Annotated in this window: 20 protein-coding genes and 1 tRNA gene; 2 read left to right on the top strand and 19 right to left on the bottom strand. The window is 63.7% G+C overall.

What is annotated here, in order from left to right:
• Positions 1–108: 108 nt before the first annotated feature.
• The 8 genes from ABH939_RS26795 to ABH939_RS26760 all read right to left on the bottom strand — a co-directional run bounded on the left by ABH939_RS26795 (position 109) and on the right by ABH939_RS26760 (position 7,046).
• Positions 109–306: a hypothetical protein gene (locus tag ABH939_RS26795; RefSeq protein WP_003946112.1), complete on the bottom strand. Its 198-nt coding sequence runs from the start codon at positions 304–306 to the stop codon at positions 109–111.
• Between the two features lie 152 nt (positions 307–458).
• Positions 459–881 carry a DUF2752 domain-containing protein gene (locus ABH939_RS26790; protein ID WP_007732476.1) on the bottom strand — a complete coding sequence of 141 codons (423 nt, stop codon included), beginning with the start codon at positions 879–881 and terminating at the stop codon, positions 459–461.
• Positions 882–911: 30 nt separating this feature from the next.
• Complete coding sequence (locus ABH939_RS26785) at positions 912–1,481, bottom strand: RDD family protein (protein WP_021342696.1); 570 nt, start codon at positions 1,479–1,481, stop codon at positions 912–914.
• Between the two features lie 121 nt (positions 1,482–1,602).
• Positions 1,603–1,675 (bottom strand) — tRNA-Thr (locus tag ABH939_RS26780).
• 30 nt (positions 1,676–1,705) lie between these two features.
• Complete coding sequence (locus tag ABH939_RS26775) at positions 1,706–2,935, bottom strand: DNA polymerase III subunit delta' (protein WP_404650396.1); 1,230 nt, start codon at positions 2,933–2,935, stop codon at positions 1,706–1,708.
• A gap of 33 nt (positions 2,936–2,968) precedes the next feature.
• Positions 2,969–5,905: a type I DNA topoisomerase gene (gene topA, locus ABH939_RS26770; RefSeq protein WP_003946104.1), complete on the bottom strand. Its 2,937-nt coding sequence runs from the start codon at positions 5,903–5,905 to the stop codon at positions 2,969–2,971.
• Between the two features lie 169 nt (positions 5,906–6,074).
• Positions 6,075–6,659: a hypothetical protein gene (locus tag ABH939_RS26765; RefSeq protein WP_003946106.1), complete on the bottom strand. Its 585-nt coding sequence runs from the start codon at positions 6,657–6,659 to the stop codon at positions 6,075–6,077.
• Positions 6,660–6,842: 183 nt separating this feature from the next.
• Positions 6,843–7,046: a cold-shock protein gene (locus ABH939_RS26760; protein ID WP_003946117.1), complete on the bottom strand. Its 204-nt coding sequence runs from the start codon at positions 7,044–7,046 to the stop codon at positions 6,843–6,845.
• Positions 7,047–7,502: 456 nt separating this feature from the next.
• Between ABH939_RS26760 and ABH939_RS26755 the strand changes: the two genes are divergently transcribed.
• Entirely contained in the window at positions 7,503–9,791 is a 2,289-nt protein-coding gene (locus ABH939_RS26755; protein ID WP_054186588.1) for a DEAD/DEAH box helicase, read from the top strand.
• Here the strand turns inward: ABH939_RS26755 and ABH939_RS26750 are convergent.
• The 7 genes from ABH939_RS26750 to ssd all read right to left on the bottom strand — a co-directional run bounded on the left by ABH939_RS26750 (position 9,784) and on the right by ssd (position 14,397).
• Entirely contained in the window at positions 9,784–10,134 is a 351-nt protein-coding gene (locus ABH939_RS26750) for an Rv3654c family TadE-like protein (RefSeq protein ID WP_064112056.1), read from the bottom strand. The two genes, ABH939_RS26755 and ABH939_RS26750, sit on opposite strands and share 8 nt — an antisense overlap.
• A complete protein-coding gene (locus ABH939_RS26745) occupies positions 10,131–10,490 on the bottom strand; it encodes a TadE family type IV pilus minor pilin (protein WP_003946102.1) in 360 nt (119 codons plus the stop codon). The genes ABH939_RS26750 and ABH939_RS26745 overlap by 4 nt, the downstream gene beginning before the upstream one ends.
• Entirely contained in the window at positions 10,490–10,693 is a 204-nt protein-coding gene (locus ABH939_RS26740; RefSeq protein ID WP_007732448.1) for a DUF4244 domain-containing protein, read from the bottom strand. The genes ABH939_RS26745 and ABH939_RS26740 overlap by 1 nt, the downstream gene beginning before the upstream one ends.
• Before the next feature lie 65 nt (positions 10,694–10,758).
• A complete protein-coding gene (locus ABH939_RS26735; protein ID WP_058038260.1) occupies positions 10,759–11,343 on the bottom strand; it encodes a type II secretion system F family protein in 585 nt (194 codons plus the stop codon).
• Positions 11,340–12,128 (bottom strand): type II secretion system F family protein, encoded by a 789-nt coding sequence (locus tag ABH939_RS26730; RefSeq protein WP_058038259.1) that lies wholly within the window; start codon positions 12,126–12,128, stop codon positions 11,340–11,342. Before ABH939_RS26730 ends, ABH939_RS26735 begins: the two co-directional genes overlap by 4 nt.
• Positions 12,125–13,306 (bottom strand): TadA family conjugal transfer-associated ATPase, encoded by a 1,182-nt coding sequence (locus ABH939_RS26725; RefSeq protein ID WP_042446712.1) that lies wholly within the window; start codon positions 13,304–13,306, stop codon positions 12,125–12,127. Before ABH939_RS26725 ends, ABH939_RS26730 begins: the two co-directional genes overlap by 4 nt.
• Complete coding sequence (ssd, locus tag ABH939_RS26720) at positions 13,303–14,397, bottom strand: septum site-determining protein Ssd (RefSeq protein WP_372026099.1); 1,095 nt, start codon at positions 14,395–14,397, stop codon at positions 13,303–13,305. Before ssd ends, ABH939_RS26725 begins: the two co-directional genes overlap by 4 nt.
• A gap of 312 nt (positions 14,398–14,709) precedes the next feature.
• Here ssd and ABH939_RS26715 point away from each other — a divergent pair, with 312 nt between their 5' ends.
• Positions 14,710–15,528 carry an HAD-IB family hydrolase gene (locus ABH939_RS26715; RefSeq protein WP_003946123.1) on the top strand — a complete coding sequence of 273 codons (819 nt, stop codon included), beginning with the start codon at positions 14,710–14,712 and terminating at the stop codon, positions 15,526–15,528.
• Positions 15,529–15,919: 391 nt separating this feature from the next.
• On the opposite strand, the gene ABH939_RS26710 is transcribed toward ABH939_RS26715, so the two are convergent.
• The 4 genes from ABH939_RS26710 to ABH939_RS26695 are packed head-to-tail and all read right to left on the bottom strand — an operon-like array spanning position 15,920 to position 20,331.
• On the bottom strand, positions 15,920–16,669 hold the full coding sequence (locus tag ABH939_RS26710; RefSeq protein WP_003946100.1) for a hypothetical protein: 750 nt from the start codon (positions 16,667–16,669) through the stop codon (positions 15,920–15,922).
• A 56-nt stretch (positions 16,670–16,725) separates the two neighbouring features.
• A complete protein-coding gene (locus ABH939_RS26705) occupies positions 16,726–18,450 on the bottom strand; it encodes an ABC transporter ATP-binding protein (protein WP_087503825.1) in 1,725 nt (574 codons plus the stop codon).
• 5 nt (positions 18,451–18,455) lie between these two features.
• Positions 18,456–19,412: an ABC transporter permease gene (locus ABH939_RS26700; RefSeq protein WP_019746638.1), complete on the bottom strand. Its 957-nt coding sequence runs from the start codon at positions 19,410–19,412 to the stop codon at positions 18,456–18,458.
• Positions 19,405–20,331: an ABC transporter permease gene (locus ABH939_RS26695; RefSeq protein WP_003946101.1), complete on the bottom strand. Its 927-nt coding sequence runs from the start codon at positions 20,329–20,331 to the stop codon at positions 19,405–19,407. Before ABH939_RS26695 ends, ABH939_RS26700 begins: the two co-directional genes overlap by 8 nt.
• Positions 20,332–20,415 lie beyond the last annotated feature (84 nt).

Below are 20,415 nucleotides of genomic sequence, written 5' to 3'. Positions count from 1 at the left end.
ACCCTCGCAGGTGGGAGTCGGTGTCCGTGTCGCTCTGACCTGGACAAAGTTACGCGAAGATCAACACAACACCAAATCGCCAGGTCAGAGCACTGCGGTCGGTTAACTTCACGGAACCCAGTACCTCTCGGCCAGTTCTTCGACGATCGGATCGCCTTCCTCGGCCTGTTCCAACGCTTCGAGATCGTCGTTGATCGACACCAACCGCGGATCGTCACCCTCAGCTTCCTGAATCGGGTGCCGACCGTCCTCGGCGAGTTGCCTCAGCAACTTTTCCTTGACGCGGGCTTTCAACGAATCAGCCATACCGCCAGCATGTGCCGCGCGGGCCCAGTTGTCGAGGCCTACTCGTCGTCCTTCTTGCCGAAGACACGTCGTGCCGTCGGAATCAAGATGATCAGCGCGCCGAGCAGAACGATGAGCGAAAAAACCTGCAGTGCCATGTCGACCTCTTACCGTCACGCCGGCGCGAGCCAGCTCCCCCACGGGGTGTTTCGAACAACCGTAAATGCAACGAGAACTCCGAGCACCACGATCGTCACAGTCGGCCGAAGCACGATCATGCGATCCCGCGTGCCTTTCCAACGGCGCACTGTCCAACCGATCCACGCGATCACCAACACCGCGATAAACGGCACGATCAAGGCATTGCTGGACACTGCGGCGCCAATATCCAGATTAGTCAGGTCATTGACCGCACGAAGGCCACCACACGCCGGGCACCACAATCCCGTCAACGCGTACATCGGACAAACGCCGTAACTACCCGCGCTGTGGGGATCACGGAAGTGGAGTACCGCGGCGGCCGTCACGGCCACTGCAGCAACACCGACGGGTGCGGCCAGCGAGCGTCGTCGACTTGTGACCGCTTCCAACTCCATGGCACCCACTGTAAGAGACCCCGGCAGCGACTAGCGGGCGCGAACGACTACCGACCGGACCACCATGTCGTGCCAGCACTGGTGCTTCGAGTCCCAGAGCGGCCAGAGATAGTTGAGGAAGCATGCCCCACCCAGGATCGCCATCATGATCCAACGAAGCAGCGCCATAACCGGGCCGAGCGGTACACCGTCGGACTCCCGAATCACCGAAATTCCCAGCCACTTCTTGCCGAGCGTCTGTCCGGTGTTCCCTTGTCTGAAGACGAGGTTCCATACCTCGATCAAGAAGATCGCCAGTATGCCGACGACCATGACGATCACGCCGACCGGATTGCCGCCTTCAGCGCTCACGCTGCCGTCGTCGTATGTGGTCACTTCGGATCCGGAGAACGCGATCACTGCTCCGATGCCCGCGAGGATGACGCCGGGGAGCGGAACGACAAAGCCGTCGAGGATTGACGCGAACACCCGCGAGATCCAGCTTGCGTACGGATAGGCGGGCGTCGGCGGCTGATAACCCTGCGGCGGCATCGGCGGCATCTGCCCGTACGGCGGCTGATTCTGCGATGGTTGGCCTGGTCCCCAGTTCTGATCCGACATCGAGGTCTCCCCTGTTCAGGCACGTGTTCGCCGAACTCAGGATAAACCGCACATACGCAAGAATTGGGAACTAACGACAAGAGCCCCACATCCGGATTTCCGGGTGTGGGGCTCTTGGCTGAGCTGCCTGAGAGAATCGAACTCTCGACCTTTTCATTACGAGTGAAATGCTCTACCGACTGAGCTAAGGCAGCGTGCCTTTCGGCGGTGGCGAGTCTATCTGGTCAACCCCCGGATCGCGAAAACGGGGGTCGGAAAGCGGCTCCGATGGAGGCAACCATCGCATCGAGCGCCCACTGCAACTTGACGTTGAAGTCGACGGCCTCGCGGCATTCGAGCACCGCTTCGATGCACTTGAGCAACCCCTCCGGGGACGTTCGTGCAGCCAACTCGGCGGCCTGCCGAGCCATGTCGGGATGGGTCGCCGTCGACGTCGACCCCAGCGAACAGGAGAGCGCGTCCCGGTACATGCCGGCCAGGTCGATCAGCGTCCGGTCGAGAAGATCGCGGCGGGCCCGGGTGTCGCGCGATTTCTGACGCGCTTCGAGGTCCTTGATCAGACCAGCCGATCCGCGCAGAGTCCCGGCTGTTCCCTTGCCGGTTCCACCGCCACCCAAGGAGACCTTGAGTTCCTCGAGTTCCTGTTCCTTGAGTTCGGCGTAGAACGCCTTGGTGTCAGCCTCGATCGACTTCACCAAGTTCTCTGCGGCCTTGTACGCCGTCGAAGCCCCGATCGCGTCTGCGGCAAGTCGAAGCGAACGCTGACGCTCGTTGCGCGCGCTCTCGTCGGTGGCGAGACGCCGAGCCCGGCCGACATGTCCGCCGCTGATCGATGCGGCGATTCTCGCCCGTTCCGGATCCAGCCCGTCGCGGTCGATCAGCACCTGAGCGATCGATTCGACGGACGGCGTCACCAACGGCATGTGCCTACACCGCGATCGGAGGGTGACAGACATGTCTTCCGGATCGGTCGTCGGCGCGCAGAGCAGGATGACCGTGCGGTCCGGCGGCTCCTCGACAACCTTCAGGAGGGCGTTGGCTGCGCCTTCGGTCAAACGATCGGCATCCTCGACCACGATCACCTGCCACCGCCCCGTCGTCGGCCGACGCGAAGCGATGTTGACTATCTCGCGCATGCCTTTGACGCTGATGCTCAGGCCGTCGGGGATGATCCGTCGTACGTCACCGTGGGTTCCACCCATCGTCGTCGTACACGCATGACACTCACCGCACCCTGGTGCACCGTCGGAGGTGCATTGCAGGGCAGCGGCGAAGCAGAGAGCAGCCACCGAACGACCAGAGCCGGGTGGCCCGGTGAAGAGCCACGCGTGGGTCATCTCCGAGCCGCTGGAATCGCCACGAGCCGACAGTGCAGCATCACGCAGGCTCTGCTCGACGTCGTGCTGACCCACCAGCCGACCGAACACACCTCGTTCGGCCACTTCAGTACTCATGCAAAAACCCTAACCGTCGGCACCGACGAAGCCTTACGAGTCCTTCTTCGCCGGAGCCTTCTTGGCGGCGGCCTTCTTTGCCGGGGCCTTCTTTGCGGCTGTTTTCTTGGCAGCGGCCTTCTTGGCCGGAGCCTTCTTGGCTGCTGCCTTCTTCTTGACCGGGCCGCGCGCACGACGATCAGCCAGCAACTCCGACGCCCGAGCATCGGAAATGGATTCGACGTCGTCGTCCTTGCGAAGGCTGGCGTTGGTCTCGCCGTCGGTGACGTACGGACCGAAACGGCCGTCCTTGATCACCATCGGCTTCTCGCTGACCGGATCGACGCCCAACTCACGCAGCGGAGGCGTTGCCGACGCCTGACGCCCACGACGCTTCGGCTCGGCGTAGATCTTGAGGGCCTCGTCGAGCGTGACGGTGAACATCTGCTCTTCGTTGGCGAGCGAGCGTGAGTCCGTGCCCTTCTTCAGGTACGGACCGTAACGGCCGTTCTGCGCGGTGATCTCTTCCTTCGATTCGGGGTCGACACCCACGACGCGCGGAAGCGACAGCAGACGCAGCGCATCTTCCAAGGTGATCGTCGCCAAGTCCATGGACTTGAGCAGCGATCCGGTCCGCGGCTTGGGGCCTGCGACCTTCTTGGCAGCCTTCTTCGCAGGCGCCTTCTTGGCCGCGGCCTTCTTCACCGCAGTCTTGGTGCTGCCCGAGCTGATTTCTTCCGGCTCGGGAGCGGTGACGGGAACGATGTCCGGTTCCGGCTCGGCCGGCGGTTCGGGCAGGATCTCGGTCACGTAGGGACCGAAGCGGCCTTCCTTCGCGACGATCTCGTGGCCCGTCAGCGGGTCGACGCCCAGCTTGCGGCCCTCTTGAGGCGTCGAGAACAACTTCTCGGCGTACTCGGGAGTGAGCTCGTCCGGTGGCAGGTCATCGGGAAGATTTGCCCGCTGCGAGATCAGATCGCCTTCGGGATCGTCCGGATTCTGAACCATGCGCTCGAGATACGGCCCGAACCGGCCGACGCGCACATGAACCTCGCGGCCCTCGGCGTCGTCGAAGAGACGGATGGAGTTGACCTCGCGTGCGTCGATCTCCTCCAGGTTGACTCCGACCATCTTCTTCAGCCCGCCCTCGCGGGCGACCGAACCTTCGGCGCCTGTCTCGCCGCCGAAGTAGAAGCTGCTCAGCCAGTTGCCGCGCTGCTCACGGCCGCCGGCGATCGCGTCGAGATCGTCTTCCATTCCCGCTGTGAAATCGAAGTCGACCAGCCGGCCGAAGTGCACCTCGAGCAGCCCGATGACGGCAAACGCCACCCAGGACGGAACCAGCGCGCTGCCACGCTTGTAGACGTATCCGCGATCGAGAATGGTCTTGATGATCGACGAGTAGGTCGAAGGACGGCCGATGCCGAGTTCTTCGAGCGTCTTGATCAGGCTGGCTTCTGTGTAGCGAGCGGGCGGGTTGGTGCTGTGCCCGTCCGGATCGAGCTTGGTGGCCGTGACTTCCTGACCCTTGACCAGCACCGGAAGCCTGGATTCGGCGTCGTCGGACTGACCGCCGGCCTCTTCGTCGACGCTCTCGACGTAAGCCTTGAGGAAGCCGGCGAACACGATGGTGCGACCCGAAGCGGAGAACGTGCAGTCCTCGCCGGTGCCTGCCGTGCCGGAGATGCGGAGCGTCAACGTCGTACCGCGGGCGTCGGCCATCTGCGAAGCGACGGTCCGCTGCCAGATGAGCTCGTACAGCTTGAACTCGTCGGAGTCGAGCTTGGAGTGCAGCTGACCCGGGGTCTGGAACACGTCGCCGGCGGGGCGGATCGCCTCGTGGGCTTCCTGCGCGTTCTTGACCTTGCGGGTGTACTGACGCGGCGTCGGATGCACGTATTCCGGACCGTACAACTCGGTGGCCTGCGCACGAGCGGCAGCGATCGCCGACTCCGAGAGAGTCGTCGAGTCGGTACGCATGTAGGTGATGTAGCCGTTTTCGTACAGACGCTGCGCGATACGCATGGCGCGCTCGGACGTGAAACGAAGTTTGCGTCCGGCTTCCTGCTGGAGCGTCGACGTCATGAACGGCGGGTAAGGCTTGCGCGTGTACGGCTTGTCCTCGGCGGAGGAAACAGTGAGGTCGACGCCCTGCAACGCTTCCGCGAGACGACGCGCGTACGCCTCGTCGAGCACGGTGACCGCGCTGCCCTTGAGCTTTCCGTCAGCTCCGAAATCACGGCCGGAGGCGACACGCGAACCGTCGACGGAGACCAGGCGAGCACCGAAACTACGCGGGCTGGCCTCTGCACCGGCGTCGAGCGTCGCGGAAATGTCCCAGTACGACGCCGACTTGAATGCCATGCGCTCGCGTTCACGCTGGACGATGACGCGAGTGGCCACCGATTGGACGCGGCCGGCCGAGAGCTTCGGCATGACCTTCTTCCAGAGAACCGGGCTGACCTCGTAACCGTAGAGACGGTCGAGGATGCGGCGGGTTTCCTGAGCATCGACGAGGTCGGTGTCGAGTTCGCGGGTGTCTTCGGCAGCAGCACGGATTGCCGGCTCGGTGATCTCGTGGAAGACCATTCGACGAACCGGAATCTTGGGCTTGAGAGTCTCGAGGAGATGCCAGGCGATTGCCTCGCCCTCGCGGTCGGGGTCAGTTGCGAGGAAGAGCTCGTCGGCGTCCTTCAACAGAGACTTGAGTTCGGCGACCTTGCCCTTCTTTTCCGGGCTCACGACATAGAGCGGCTCGAAGTCGTGATCGACGTTGACGCCGAGACGGGCCCACGACTCGCCCTTGTACTTGGCCGGAACGTCCGCTGCGCCGCGCGGGAGGTCGCGAATGTGACCGACCGATGCCTCTACGACGTAGTCCTTACCGAGGTAGGGAGCGATTTTGCGCGCCTTGGTCGGTGACTCGACGATCACGAGGCGACGAGGGTTACCGGACGCTCCCTGACCGCTGCCGTTGTCCGCTTTAGCCACCTGCTGCCCGAGCCTTCCTTTGGACGTTCACTGCCGTCGGCAGATCTTCAGAACTAGACGTGTGGAGCAAGTTATACCCCGTGTCTCTCTTTACAGAGTGACATACCCGCAAGACATTCGTGCAGATCAGTACAGTATGGGCTCCGTCGGACACGCGGCATGAGCACTGTCAGACGTGTGGCCAGGCGACCGAGGTGTCGACGTGTTTCGGCGCCTCACCGAGGTATTCGACGAGCTTTGTCAGTCTCTTCTTTCCCGACACACGGAGCCCCGGACCCGGTGTCCGGTTACCCAGTTGAGTCGGCGCGATACCAACCCTCATCAAGGCCTGAGCCAGCGGTGCGTGTGTCTCCTTCGCATGGGGGTCGAGGCCGAACACGAATCGTTCACCGCCTTCTTCGAGTCGGCCGGCGGCGACGGCCCACACTCGGAGTTGGCGAGAATTAGGAACCCACCCGACCGGCACCGCCTTCACTGCTCCCTTGGTCCATTGCACGGACAGCGGAAGGAGTGCGGGCGTCGACTGAGTTCGGACGAGTGGGCTGCCTTCTTCGCTACGCGTCACCTCGGCCCCGAGTCCGCACTGCGCGATCAACTCGGCAACGGCCTGTGCTCTCCAGTCCCGATCCACGACGATCGAGATCCGCGCGCGATCCTCCGAGGTCACGACCTGCCCCGGTCCGGCCAGCATTCCGGCGAGGTCCGTCACGGCAGGTGGAATCGACTCGGCAGAGAAAAAGGACAGTTGGCTCACAGAGTGAAACGTAAGCCACGAAGGTACTGACGGCATAGACGACCGGCCGTGGTCGGACAGCTGCGTGCATTACCTCGGACAGAGAAAGACTGGCTCAGCCCGAAAAGATTTGTCCCCCACCGCACGGATGCGATGGGGGACAAATACTGTCCGAACTAATCGCTCAGCGAGTGAGCGGAAAAATCAGACCGCGCGAACGCCGGTAGCCTGGGGACCCTTGGTGCCCTGGCCGACCTCGAACTCCACACGCTGGTTCTCCTCGAGGGTACGGAAGCCGTTGCCCTGAATTTCGGAGTAGTGAACGAAGACGTCTGCGGAACCGTCTTCGGGAGCGATGAAGCCGAAGCCCTTTTCAGCGTTGAACCACTTCACAGTGCCCTGTGCCATGCTTTTCCTTCTCTTTCTAACACCGGATTCGGTGAACAGCCCTTACAGTCCACCGGGCCGGTTCCGACCGCTGTACGTCTTTATTTCCCCCTCAGGAAAGGCAGAGCACCGCGCCCGCAACAACGATCCTGCGAGCGTGCACTTTCTCAAGCCTACGAACACAGAAGCTGCGACCGATTGTCAGTCAACCATGTTCTCCGCGTGCACAACAGTCGAAAAGGGAACTAAAAACGTTAAAAGTTCGCTACGAGAAAAACAGCCCACGATCGTGGTTTCCCGCGCGCGCGCCGAGCACCCGGTTCCACCAAGACCGCCGACCGTTGCGTATCATCAAAACTGCAGGTAGCGACAGTTTCCGATTGCCGCCACACCCCAACGCCGAGCCCGGAGAGTCACGTGAACGCACCTTCCCCGATCCCCGCCCCGGGAGGGAAGCCTGGCGAGACCTACGGGCAGATGCTGCTCGATCGGGTCGTCGCCGGGGTCAGTGGAAGCGAAAAACCACTGATGTTCACCGCGCAGTTACCTGCTCGCGTAGCCGAGTTCACCGAATGGCCGGAGTGGGTGCACCCCAGCGTCGTACGTGCGCTCGCCGAGCACAGCGTGCGGTCCCCGTGGATCCACCAGAGTGAGGCCGCCGACCTCGCTTACGCCGGAAAACACGTGGTCGTGGCCACCGGTACGGCGTCGGGTAAGTCACTGGCGTACCAACTCCCGGTGCTGACGGCCATGGCGACCGATCCGCTCGCAACAGCCCTGTACCTCTCCCCCACCAAAGCGCTGGGCTCCGATCAACTGCGAGCAGTGCTGTCCCTCACCGACTTCGACGTCGAACTTCGCAGCACGAACGCCAGTGCGTACGACGGCGACACCTCGCAGGAACTCCGCACTTGGGCACGTGAGAACTCACGCTGGCTCTTCACCAACCCCGACATGATCCACATTTCGCTGCTTCGTACCCATCAGCGATGGGCGCACTTCTTCCGCAACCTGAAATACGTGATCATCGACGAATGCCACTCCTACAGGGGAGTCTTCGGATCCAACGTCGCGCTCGTGATCCGGCGACTACGCAGAATTGCAGCCCGTTACGGCGCCGAACCTACCTTCATCCTGGCGAGTGCGACCACAGCAGATCCCGGCGCAGCGGCATCGCGGCTGATAGGCGCACACTGCACCGAGGTCACGAAAGACGGATCGCCGCACGGCCCACGCACCGTCGCGCTGTGGGAGCCGCCGCTACTCGAGGCATTGACCGGCGAAAACGGTAGCCCGGTACGACGTCCCGCGGGCGCGGAAGCCGCGCGGATCATGGCCGACCTCATGATCGAAGGCGCCCGCACTCTCACCTTCGTCCGCTCCCGCCGCGGCGCCGAACTGACCGCGATGGCCACCAAACGTCTACTCGCCGAGGTGGACCCGGACCTCGCCGAGCGAGTCGCGTCGTATCGCGCCGGATATCTGGCCGAGGACCGTCGCGAACTGGAAGCTGCGCTCGCCGACGGCACGCTGCTGGGCGCAGCCACCACCAACGCGCTGGAGCTCGGCGTCGACATCGCAGGCCTCGACGCCGTTGTCGTGGCAGGCTTCCCGGGGACCGTTGCCTCGTTCTGGCAGCAGGCCGGTCGCTCCGGGCGACGCGGTGAGGGTTCACTCGTCGTGTTGATCGCCCGCGACGATCCACTCGACACCTACCTCGTTCACCATCCGTCAGCGGTACTCGACAAACCCGTCGAGGCGACGGTGACAGATCCCGGAAATCCGTACGTCCTGGGACCACAACTTCTCTGCGCTGCAATGGAACTCCCACTTTCCGATGCCGAGGTGGACGCGTTCGGGGCTCTCGAGGTTCTGACCAGGCTGTCGGAGGAAGGCAAGATCCGGCGCCGAAAGCACGGATGGTTCGTCACCGCCGATTCGAACCCCCACGGCTCTTTGGACATTCGCGGCGGCATCGGAACTCAGGTGGCCATTGTCGACGGGGAATCCGGCCGGATGCTGGGCACTGTCGACGCGGGCCGCGCTCCGGCCACAGTTCATCCCGGCGCCGTGCACATCCATCAAGGCGAGACCTACGTCGTCGACGAACTGGACCTCGACGTCGGACTCGCACTGGTGCACACCGAGAATCCGGACTGGACCACCTCGGCTCGCGAGACCACCGAAATCACGATCACCGAACAACTCGAGCACAAGAACTACGGCGACATCGCCGTCGCTCTCGTCCAGGTCGAGGTGACACATCAAGTCGTCGGGTACCTACGACGGTTGACTTCGGGTGAAGTCCTCGACTCGATCGAACTCGACATGCCCGCACACACTTTGCCCACCAGGGCAGTGATGTACACGGTCACGCCGGAACTCCTCGAATCCATCGGGGTCCCGCCCGAACGGTTCCCCGGATCACTGCATGCCGCCGAACATGCCGCAATCGGCCTGCTGCCACTGGTGGCGATCTGCGACCGCGGAGACATCGGCGGAGTGTCCACCGCGATGCACGCGGACACCGGACTCCCGACCGTCTTCGTCTACGACGGTCATGCCGGCGGCGCCGGGTTCGCCGACCGAGGGCACAGCGAACTGTCCCGATGGCTCACCGCGACGCGCGACGCCATACTGTCCTGCGAGTGCGCTCACGGTTGCCCGTCCTGCGTCTATTCACCCAAGTGCGGCAACGGAAACGACCCACTCGACAAAGACGGCGCGGTCAAGGTTCTGACCGCCGTGATCGACACGATCAGCTGACCGGACCCGCACGCGCGTAAGCCTGCGCATCCCCGATCCCGAAGCCCGACAACAACACCGGTGCGCGTATCTCGACGACTACATCCCACCCCTGCACCTCGCACTCCGCGAGCACCGTACGCATCCGCTCCGCGATCACCGCGGACATCTCACACGCCGACTCGTCGCCGCCGTCCAAGGCGCCCGCACCGCCGAGAGCCGAAAGATCAGCGGCCGACTGAGCCGTGTGCCGAGCCACCACTGCGGAACCGACATGCAGCATCCCACCGGTCACCATCACGATCGCTGCCAGAACGCAGCACGCCAGAACCGTGGCAACACCTTCGTCGTCACGTAGGTTCACCCCTCCTCCACTCCCGACTCCACAGCTGCCACCGCCTCGGAAGAAATGTCGACCAACGGCAGCAACGCACTCTCGGCGCTGACAACGGCAACGGCAAAACCGTCCACGATCTCCACCGAGATCGACGCATCTTCGGGTGCGATCCGGCGGGCCGTGGCGACCGCAGACTCACGATCACCACGTGCCACCAACCGCGCGGCCTCACGAGCGGCGTCGACACACCGAACCTGCATCGACACCGCCAGGACTCCGCCGATACACAGCACGACCACCGTGACGATCGAAGCCAGAGCAATCGCGGCCTCCACCGTCACGGCGCCGTCGTCGGCTTGCCGAATACCTCTCGTGGACAACATCACACAGCTGTCTTGAGCGCCTTGTCGATGATGCCTGTCAGCGCCGAGACAATGGAGTCGCCAGTGACAACCGTGTACAGGACGGCACCGAATGCGGCAGCCGCAATCGTGCCGATCGCATACTCCGCGGTGGACATGCCGTCGTCCTCGGCAACCAACAGCGCAAATCTGGCCGACACCGTCCTCAACGTCTTCGAAATCATTTCTCCCCCTTCAATCGAAACCTGTGGCAGCACTTCTGCCGCAGGAGCTTTCACTCGGATCCGGCTCACAGCAGGCCGTTACCGAGCACAGTCGTGGCAAGCCCGATCACCACCGGGACGATGCCCAAGGCGATGAACGCCGGCAGGAAACACAGCCCGAGTGGACCGCTGATCAGCACTCCCGCGCGTTCGGCTGCGGCAGCAGCAAGATCCTCGGCGTCACCTCGACTGCGCTCGGCGAGTTCGGCCATGGATGAGGACAGCGACGAACCCGAACGGGCGGAACGCCGAGCCATTCTGGCGAGCGCCTCGGTATCGGGATCGAGAGCGGCTTCGCTCCACGCGGCGTCGGGATCGGCACCGAGCGCCAGAAGGTCGGCGACGCGACGAAGCGAGTCGGCCATCGGTTTCGGTGCCGTCGACGCCATCGCTGTGATCGCGGCGGAGACGGGAAGCCCCGCTCGTAGGCAGGCCCCGAGAAGGTCGAGACTTGCGGCAACTGCGAGTGGATCCGGCTTGTCCGGGACTGAAACCGAATTTTCTGTTGTTGTGTCCGCGAAGAGAATTTCTGCCGCCCTGGCCGAAGCACCGCGCCGATCGGGAATGATCGCGAGCGCCAACGCCATCATCACCACGGATGCCCAACTCACGACGTGACCTTCGCAGCTATCCGGTCGGTCCAGAGCAGACCAGCTGAGACACAAGCGGTTCCGATCACCAGGAGCACGCCGCCGAGCCCACCTCCGAACAGCACGCGCAGCGGCGAAGCCCCCATCAATTGCCCGAGACCGATCCCCAACAGCGGGAGAAAGGCCAACACCGCAGCGGTCGCCCGAGCGCCCGCCAACCCGGCCTCGGTACGCTGACGAAAGCGTCTACGTCCCAACATGTCCGTCCGGACGGCGCCGAGTAGTTCCGCCAGCGCCAGCCCGTGTTGGTCTGCGACCCGCCAGACGGATCCGATGCGGGAGAACTCACGCTCGATGCACGAATCCGGTACCGCGAAGGCCGCTGCGGCAGAACCACCGAGACGCGCCCTGGCCCCAGCGGAACGGAATACGGCACTCACTTCTCCGGTACATTCCTCGCCTGCAACAGAACTGGCCGCTGCAGGATGCGCGCCGACGCTCAGCTCGGCGATCAGCACCTCCAGACCGGAGAGCAGCATCTTCTGTGAGAGGTCCCGGGTTTCGGCTGCATTCGCGCGTCGGCCACGGAGGATCAGGGTCCCGGCGAGGACGACAGCCGCACACCCTGCCGGAAGACCTCCGAGGATCCACGCGGCCGAAATCGCGAGAAATGCGGCGACGAACTGCCACGGAATCTGCCGGGAGGGCTTGCGGACGCTCGGGGTGTACGTGGCGAGCCGAGCACGTGAATCCCGCACCGGCGCAATCGAGACCGCCAACGCGAAAGCCAAGAGGGAAACCGTCACGTCCCGACCTCTCGATTGCGAAGCCGGAACATCCGCTCGAGCCGCTCACGACCCGAACCGCCGTCCGGCCACGCCTGCATGATTCGTACATACCCGTCCGCACCGCGGTCGATGACACCGATCTGTTCGAGACGCCTCGATCCGTCAGCCAATCTGTGCACGTGCAGGATCACTTGAACTGCCGCGGCAAGTTGACTGTGCAACGCGTGGCGATCCATCCCGCCGAGCGCCGCCAACGCCTCGAGTCTGGCCGGCACCTCTTCGGGCGAATTGGCGTGAACGGTGCCGGCGCCGCCGTCGTGGCCGGTGTTCATCGCCGTGAGCAGATCCGTCACCTCTGCGCCGCGGACCTCACCGACGACGATGCGATCGGGACGCATTCGTAGTGCCTGCCGAACCAGATCGCGCACCGTCACCTCTCCGACGCCCTCGACGTTGGGAGCTCTGGCGACGAGGCGGACGACGTGCGGATGCGGCGGCGCCAGTTCGGCCGCGTCCTCGACACAGACGATTCGCTCGCGCGGGTCGACCGCGCCGAGCATGGCGGACAACAACGTGGTCTTTCCCGCACCGGTCCCGCCGATCACCAGAAAAGCCAAGCGACAAGAAATGATGCGATTGAGGAGCTCTCGCGCGTCCGGTTCCACGGCGCCGTGGGCGGACAGCGCGTCGAGACCCTGGGTCGCGGGCCGCAACACTCGCAGTGACACGCAAGTTCCACCCTGGGCCACGGGTGCGAGTACGGCATGAAGTCGTACCCCGAAGTGCCCGTCGCCGACGCCCCGCAGGCGGCCGTCGACCCACGGTTGGGCGTCGTCGAGGCGTCGACCTGCCGACAGTGCCAACCGCTGCGCCAATCGACGCACAGCTGCCTCGTCGGTGAACCGCACCCCTGACCTTTCGAGGCCGACCCCGCGGTCCACCCAGACCTGATCCGGCGCGGTCACCAGTACGTCGGCGACCCCGGGTTCGTGCAGCAGAGGTTCGAGCGGCCCCGCTCCTGTCAGTTCCGTCTGGAGCACCCTGACGACCTCCAACAGATCCGTGTCCGCCAGAACGCCGGAGGACTCGGCTCGCACGGCATCGGCAACGGTGGCCGCCGTCGGCTCGCCGACCGACGACGCCGTCAATCGCTCGCGAACTCGGTCGAGCAGTTCGGCCGTGACCAACGCACTCATGCCGCAGCCCTGCGCGGGCGTGCGCCGGATTCGACGGCGTCGAGTACCGCTGTTGCCGCCACACTCAACGGACAACCGCGGGTCAATTCGAGGCCACCACGCTCGAGCATCGGCGCCAGCGATCGGTGGCCGCGCATCACGGCCGTCAGGGGCAGGCCGAGCATGTCTGCCACATCGGTGCCGCGTAGGCCTCCCGGTGCCGGCCCACGCACGACGAGCCCGACGTTGGAGTTGTGTCGCACCACCCAGGCTCCGACCTTCTCGGCCGCGACGCATGCGGCCACGGTGGCCGGAACCACCACGAGCACCGAATCCGACATCTCCAACACGGCCTGACCTACCTCGCTGGGATGACGTGGCACGTCGCAGACCACGAGCCCGCCGGAACTGCGACCTGCGTCAAGCACGGCGCGAACGGCGGTCACTGTCGGACCGTCGATCTCCCGGCGACTGCTCGCCAGAACCCTCAGAAACTTTCCCTTTGCCGGCAGTGCATCGCGCAGCGCATCCGGGGACAACCGCCCGCCCTCGACGGTCAGTGCACCCCAACGTAATCCGGGAGCAATCTCGATACCCAACAGCACGTCGGCGCCGGAACCGAGTGCGTCGACGTCCACCAACAGCGTCGGGACGTGACGTGCCGCCGACGTCAACGCGACAGCCGCAGCAGTTGCCGAGGCTCCGCCGCCACCACAACCACCCACCACGCTCACGACGGTGCCGTCACCACTGACGTCTACGTGATCGGCCAGAACTGCGACCAGCGCGTTCTCTTCCTCGGGCAAGGACAGAACGCTGTCGGCTCCGATCGCGGTGGCGCTCTTCCAATCGTCGACGGTCGGTGTTCCGTCGCACACGAGGAACACTCGCGTTCGCTTGGGGGAACGAGCCAGAGCATCTCGCGCCGCCGACGCGTCCAGTACCACCGCCGAGGCCCGGTTCCACTGTTGCCGGGACACGGGATGCTCGGCCTCGTCCAGCCGGCGGTCCACCGCGGCAGCGACGCGTCGCACGCTCGCGAGGATTTTCGCGTCGTCGACGAGAACCAGAATGGGAGCCCCGGTTTCCTGAGAGCTGATCGTCGTGTTCATGACTGCAGAGCCTGAACGAGCACCGGCACCGAAAACAGTGGGCCGAACAACCCTGTGGACAACTGGGAGGTTGGGGAGAAACAGGCCTGAGACAGAGGACGACCCCCGCCAATGGGGGGAGGAGGCGGGGGCCGTCTGAGTTCAGCCCCGGGGGGTCGGGCTGAACAAGTTCGAACGAATCGAACAGCAACGATCTTACACCCGCCATCGGCGAGAAATGCAAGCCTGAGCTGCACTGAACTGCTGTTTTTCGCCGAAAGAGGACGCTTGCCGAAGAGCACACGAACCGCCTGTCGGACTATCCTCAATCCTGTGACCGACAAGCCTGCGAACGGACTGAATACCGGGCGGACAGCCGCTTTCTTCGATTTGGACAAAACGATCATCGCGAAGTCGAGCACCCTGGCGTTCAGCAAGCCATTCTTCGCACAGGGTCTGATCAATCGACGCTCGGTTCTCAAGAGCAGCTATGCGCAATTCCTGTTTTTACTGTCCGGCGCCGATCACGATCAGATGGAGCGCATGCGCGAGCATCTGACGGCGATGTGTGCGGGCTGGGACGTGGAACAGGTGAAGGCCGTCGTCGCGGAGACTCTGCACGACATCGTCGATCCACTCGTCTTCGCCGAGGCGGCCGATCTGATCGCAGATCACAAGCTGCGTGGACACGACGTCATCGTCGTGTCTGCTTCGGGGGAAGAGATCGTCGCACCGATCGCCCGCGCCCTCGGCGCCACCCATTCCGTCGCGACGTCGATGAGGGAGGAAGACGGCCACTACACCGGCGAGGTGGACTTCTACTGCTACGGCCCCGGCAAGGTCGAAGCCATGGAAAAACTCGCCGCGGAGTACGGTTACGACCTCGCCGCCAGTTACGCCTACTCCGACTCGGTGACGGATTTACCCATGCTCGAGGCTGTCGGACATCCGACCGCAGTCAACCCCGATCGAGCGTTGCGCAAGGAAGCGGCCGTAAACGGTTGGCCCATACTGACTTTCTCGAATCCGGTCTCACTTCGTGCCCGATTGTCGGCCCAGTCCACGACCACGGTGGCTACTACCGCTGCGGTGGGAATCGCAGCTCTGGTGGCCGGCGCCATGACCTTCGGGCTACTGCGCCGGAAACGCTGAAATCCAAGGCCCACAAACAAAAATTGGTACTTGCTGTGAGCCCGGACACAGGGTACAAAGGAGTTACGGAAGAACGGAAGGCCAGGAACGGCTCGGAAGAGAAGGACCGTTTCCCCAACCGAAATTCCTAGCACGGGCACTAGGGCACCCACGCGGAGCACAAGCCACTATAAGGGCAGAAGCGTTGTGGGCCTGCGAGATTCGTTCAATTTGAGCGAGGACCCCGCACAGGTTGCGGGGACGACCTCAGAAAGCGCGATCCCTCGCCGAGGCCACCCACACAACCCACCGAGCACGCTTGGTAACGAGTAGTCCGTGCTGACGGGCGGCGAAGTCGATTTATCGGCAGCGCCGCCCGTTCGTTATGTTCCGACAGGCGCAATTTGCCGGACTATCCGGTAGCGGCGTCGGCAATCGAAGTCGCCTCTCGCGCACCGGCTTCGAGAGCACCACAGCACAGAATCACCCAGCTGCCGACGCCCGCCGGATTTCCCGAAGCGAATCCTGCCGCGCCGTCCGTGTACGCCTGTGGCCGCCGAAGCCAACTGACCTCGGGGACCCCGAGATTGTGCGGATCCAGTCCCGACGAGACCGCAACCAGGCGCGAGGCCGCGCGGGCGACGATGCCGTCAGCGGTGCCGAACGGGCTCAGCGCCAAGAGTTCTCCGTGTACGACGGCCGCCAGAACAGGTGCCGGTGCACTGGTTCCGCCTGTAACGAGTTGGGCGAGAGCGTCCAACCGCTCCCCCACTCCGCGATCCGACCGTGGCCGCCCCAGTTGATCTGCGTCCTCGACGAGATCCGCCGCGGCCAACAGGTGCAGCCGGGCCAGAGCCTGAAGTGGGGCGCGCTTCCACGTCGACTCCATGAGCGGAAGGCTGTCGCCGTCGAGAGCCTGAGCCACGCGCAGAGCACCCGCGAGAATCGGATCACCGGCCATGCCCTCGGTCGGCAATTCGGTGGTGCCACCGGCGAGCGATGCGGAAGCGCGCGCGGCACGAACCGCGGCTTCGGCGGCAGTGGTGGGCCAACCGCGACGGTTGGTCTTGTGCCGATGAACCTCACCCAGAGCATCGCGCGCATGATCGGCGGCGGCGCGTACGCCTGGAAGATCGACGAGGGGCTGCAAGGGGTCCGTCACGATCAACGACGGTACCCTTGCAGCCCCTCTGCGGACTTGCCTACCTACCTGTTGCGTCAGCTTCCCAGCTTGATGGACCCACCGGGAATCGCGTCGAGCAACTTGCGGGTGTAGTCCTGTTGCGGATTACCGAACACGTCGTCGATCGGTGCCGATTCGACGATCGAGCCACGCGACATCACCAACACGTTGTCCGCGATCTGACGAACCACGGCCAGGTCGTGCGTGATGAAGAGGTACGTCAACCCGAACTCTGCCTGCAGGTCGTTGAGCAGGGTCAAGATCTGATCCTGCACGAGCACGTCGAGAGCGGAGACCGCCTCGTCGCAGATCACGACCTCCGGTTGCAGTGCCAACGCTCGCGCAATTGCGACGCGCTGACGCTGTCCGCCGGAGAGCTCGTTCGGGAACCGTCGCATGACCGACTGGGGCAGACCGACCTTGTCGAGAAGTTCGCGGACGCGAGCCTCCCGTTCGGCTTTGGTCCCGACCTTGTGGGTACGCAGCGGCTCTTCGATCGTGCGGTAGATCGAGTACATCGGGTCGAGCGTGCCGTAAGGGTTCTGGAAGATCGGCTGCACTCGACGACGGAACGCAAATGTTTCCTTCGCACCGAGTTTCGACACGTCCTGACCGTCGAAGACCACGTTGCCTGCAGTGGGCTCGAGCAGACCGAGGACCATCTGTGCGACCGTCGACTTACCAGAACCCGATTCGCCGACGATTGCAGTCGTGGTTCCGCGGCGGACCTTGAAGGACACGTCGTTCACGGCTGTGAAGTCGGTGGTCTTGCGGAAACCCTTGCGCAGCTTGAACACCTTGGTCAGATGATCGACGACAAGAACGTCGTCGGTCACCTTGCCGAAGGACTCTGCCGCACTTTCCTCGGCCTTGACCGCTTCGGCGACCTCTTCCGCCTGTTCGCGAATCTCGGCGCGCGCCACCGACGAGCTGAGCCGCTTCGACGCCAACGACGGCGCAGCCGCGACCAGCTTCTGCGTGTACGGATGCTGCGGGCGCTTCAGAATCTCCAGTGCCGGACCGGATTCGACGATACGACCCTTGCTCATCACGATCAGATGCTCGGCGCGCTCGGCGGCCAGGCCAAGATCGTGAGTGATGAGCAGAACGGCGGTGCCGAGTTCCGTAGTCAGACCGTCGAGGTGGTCGAGGATCTGACGCTGGACGGTGACGTCGAGCGCCGACGTCGGCTCGTCCGCGATCAGGAGCTTCGGACGAGCGGACAACCCGATCGCGATGAGTGCGCGCTGACGCATACCGCCCGAGAACTCGTGCGGGTACTGCCCCAACCGGCTCTCGGCTTCGGCGAGTCCTGCCTCCTCGAGCAGTTCGGCGGCCCGAACCTTGGCTGCCTTGCCCTTGGCGATCCCGTTGGCGGCCAGTGCTTCCTCGATCTGGAAGCCCACTTTCCACACGGGATTCAGATTCGACATCGGGTCCTGCGGAACCAAACCGATCTGGCTTCCCCGGATGTGGACGAAGTCCTTCTCCGAGACCTTCGAGATGTCCTTGCCGTCGAAGATGATCTCGCCTGCCGTCACCTTGCCGGTGCCGGGAAGCAGATTGATGATCGAGTGGGCGGTGGTGGACTTACCCGAACCCGATTCGCCGACGATCGCGACCGTCTGACCCGGGTAGACGGTCAGGCTGACGCCTCGAACTGCCGGAACCGGACCGGAATTGGACTGGAAAGACACCTCGAGATCACGAATCTCGAGCAACGGAGTTTCCTCCGAGGTGAGAGTTTCCTTGGTGGTCATCGTGCTCACCGCTTCCGCGACTTGGGATCGAGGGCGTCGCGCAGAGCGTCACCCATCATGATGAATCCGAGAACGGTGATCGCCAAAGCCGTTGCCGGGTAGAACAGAATGGTCGAACCCTGACGCAGCGTCACCTGAGCGTTGCTGATGTCGCCGCCCCACGAAACCTCGGTGGACGGAAGACCGATACCGAGGAAGGACAGCGTCGCCTCGGCAACGATGTACGTACCGAGCGAGATGGTGGCGACCACGATGATGGGCGCCAACGAGTTCGGGATGACGTGGCGGATCAGTGTCTTGAGCTTCGAGACACCCAACGCTTCCGAGGCCATGACGTAATCGTTGTTCTTCGCCGAGATCACCGCGCCTCGAGCGATTCTTGCCATCTGCGGCCAGCCGAAGAGCGCCAGCACGCCGACGACGGTCCAGATGGTGCGATCGGTGAACAGCTGCATCAGGACGATGGCAGCCAGGATCAGCGGGATGCCGAAGAAGATGTCGGCGACACGGGAGAGGATCGAATCGGTCCATCCGCCGTAGAAACCGGACAGCGCACCGAAGATCACGCCGATCACCAGCACCGACGCCGTGACGCCGACGCCCACGAGTACGGATGCGCGAGCACCGTAGATGGTGCGCGAGTACACGTCACAGCCCTGGCGGTCGAAACCGAACCAGTGCCCTGAGGTCGGCCCCTGCATGCTGTAGGTCAGGTCGCAGAACCGCGGATCGGTGCTCGTGAACAAGCTCGGAAACGCTGCGATGACGATGACCGCGAGGATGATGATCGTCGAGATGATGAACAGGGGGCGCTTGCGTAGGTCGCGCCACGCATCGGTCCACATGCTGGTCGGCGCCTGATCGAGTTTGACGGCGTCCGTCTCCCCGGGTGCCGCAACTTCGGGCGGTGCCACGAAATGACTTTGCCGGACGGCGCGTCCGGTCTTCACGGTCTCAGACATAGCGGATCCTCGGATCGAGCGCGGCGTACAAGAGGTCGACGAGCAGATTTGCGATCAGGTAGATCACGATGAGAATGGTGACGAACGAAACCACCGTCGGCGCTTCACCTCTGGTCACAGCCTGGTAGATCGTGCCGCCGACGCCGTTGATGTTGAAGATGCCCTCGGTGACGATGGCGCCGCCCATCAATGTTGCGAGGTCGGCGCCCAGGAACGTGACCACGGGGATCAGCGAGTTGCGCAACACGTGCACGCGAACCACTCGTCCACGGGAAAGTCCCTTGGCGGTGGCAGTGCGCACGTAGTCGGCACTCAGGTTCTCCGCCACGGATGTTCGGGTCAGTCGCAGGACGTACGCGAACGAGACCGAACCCAGAACCAGGGCGGGGAGCAGGAGATTCTTGAAGCTGGTGTTGCCACCGACCGTCGGCGGGACGATGCCCCATTTGACGCCGATGAAGAACTGAGCCAGGAAGCCGATCACGAAGATCGGGATGGCGATGAGAACGAGGCTGAACAGCAGGACGGTGCTGTCGAAGAATCCGCCCTTACGCAGGCCGGCGATGAGGCCGAAGCCGACACCGAAGACGGTCTCGACGATCAGTGCCATGAAGGCAAGTTTCATCGTGATCGGAAATGCCTGTGCCAGAACTTCACTGACAGGTCGTCCGGAGAACGACGTGCCGAAGTCCAGCGTGAAGATGCCCTTCAGGTACAGCAGGTACTGCTGATAGAAGGGGAGATCGAGGTGGTAGCGCTCCCGAAGCTGTGCTGCCACAGCCGGACTGAGCGCCTTGTCGCCCGCCAACGCGGCAATCGGATCACCGGGAAGCAGGAAGACCATGGCGTAGATCAGAAGAGTGGCCCCGAGAAAAACCGGGATCATTTGAAGCACTCGGCGACCGATGTACCAGAGCATCGGATCACCTCCTTGTCGATGATCGTGTACGTCAGCGGACAGTCCGGTGTGAACACGAGTTCGGGACGGCAGGCAGGGCGCCTG

It is taken from the genome of Rhodococcus sp. 27YEA6, assembly GCF_044908235.1.
Classification (GTDB): domain Bacteria; phylum Actinomycetota; class Actinomycetes; order Mycobacteriales; family Mycobacteriaceae; genus Rhodococcus_F; species Rhodococcus_F qingshengii.
Note: the sequence above shows the minus strand (reverse complement) of the source record. Positions and strands in the feature narration are given on the sequence as shown.

Coding starts and splice junctions, on each gene's coding strand:
- ABH939_RS26795 (WP_003946112.1), bottom strand. CDS start 306: ATGGCTGATTCGTTGAAAGCCCGCGTCAAGGAAAAGTTGCTGAGGCAA.
- ABH939_RS26790 (WP_007732476.1), bottom strand. CDS start 881: ATGGAGTTGGAAGCGGTCACAAGTCGACGACGCTCGCTGGCCGCACCC.
- ABH939_RS26785 (WP_021342696.1), bottom strand. CDS start 1,481: ATGTCGGATCAGAACTGGGGACCAGGCCAACCATCGCAGAATCAGCCG.
- ABH939_RS26775 (WP_404650396.1), bottom strand. CDS start 2,935: ATGAGTACTGAAGTGGCCGAACGAGGTGTGTTCGGTCGGCTGGTGGGT.
- ABH939_RS26760 (WP_003946117.1), bottom strand. CDS start 7,046: ATGGCACAGGGCACTGTGAAGTGGTTCAACGCTGAAAAGGGCTTCGGC.
- ABH939_RS26755 (WP_054186588.1), top strand. CDS start 7,503: ATGCTGCTCGATCGGGTCGTCGCCGGGGTCAGTGGAAGCGAAAAACCA.
- ABH939_RS26745 (WP_003946102.1), bottom strand. CDS start 10,490: ATGTTGTCCACGAGAGGTATTCGGCAAGCCGACGACGGCGCCGTGACG.
- ABH939_RS26740 (WP_007732448.1), bottom strand. CDS start 10,693: ATGATTTCGAAGACGTTGAGGACGGTGTCGGCCAGATTTGCGCTGTTG.
- ABH939_RS26725 (WP_042446712.1), bottom strand. CDS start 13,306: ATGAGTGCGTTGGTCACGGCCGAACTGCTCGACCGAGTTCGCGAGCGA.
- ssd (WP_372026099.1), bottom strand. CDS start 14,397: ATGAACACGACGATCAGCTCTCAGGAAACCGGGGCTCCCATTCTGGTT.
- ABH939_RS26705 (WP_087503825.1), bottom strand. CDS start 18,450: ATGACCACCAAGGAAACTCTCACCTCGGAGGAAACTCCGTTGCTCGAG.
- ABH939_RS26700 (WP_019746638.1), bottom strand. CDS start 19,412: ATGTCTGAGACCGTGAAGACCGGACGCGCCGTCCGGCAAAGTCATTTC.
- ABH939_RS26695 (WP_003946101.1), bottom strand. CDS start 20,331: ATGCTCTGGTACATCGGTCGCCGAGTGCTTCAAATGATCCCGGTTTTT.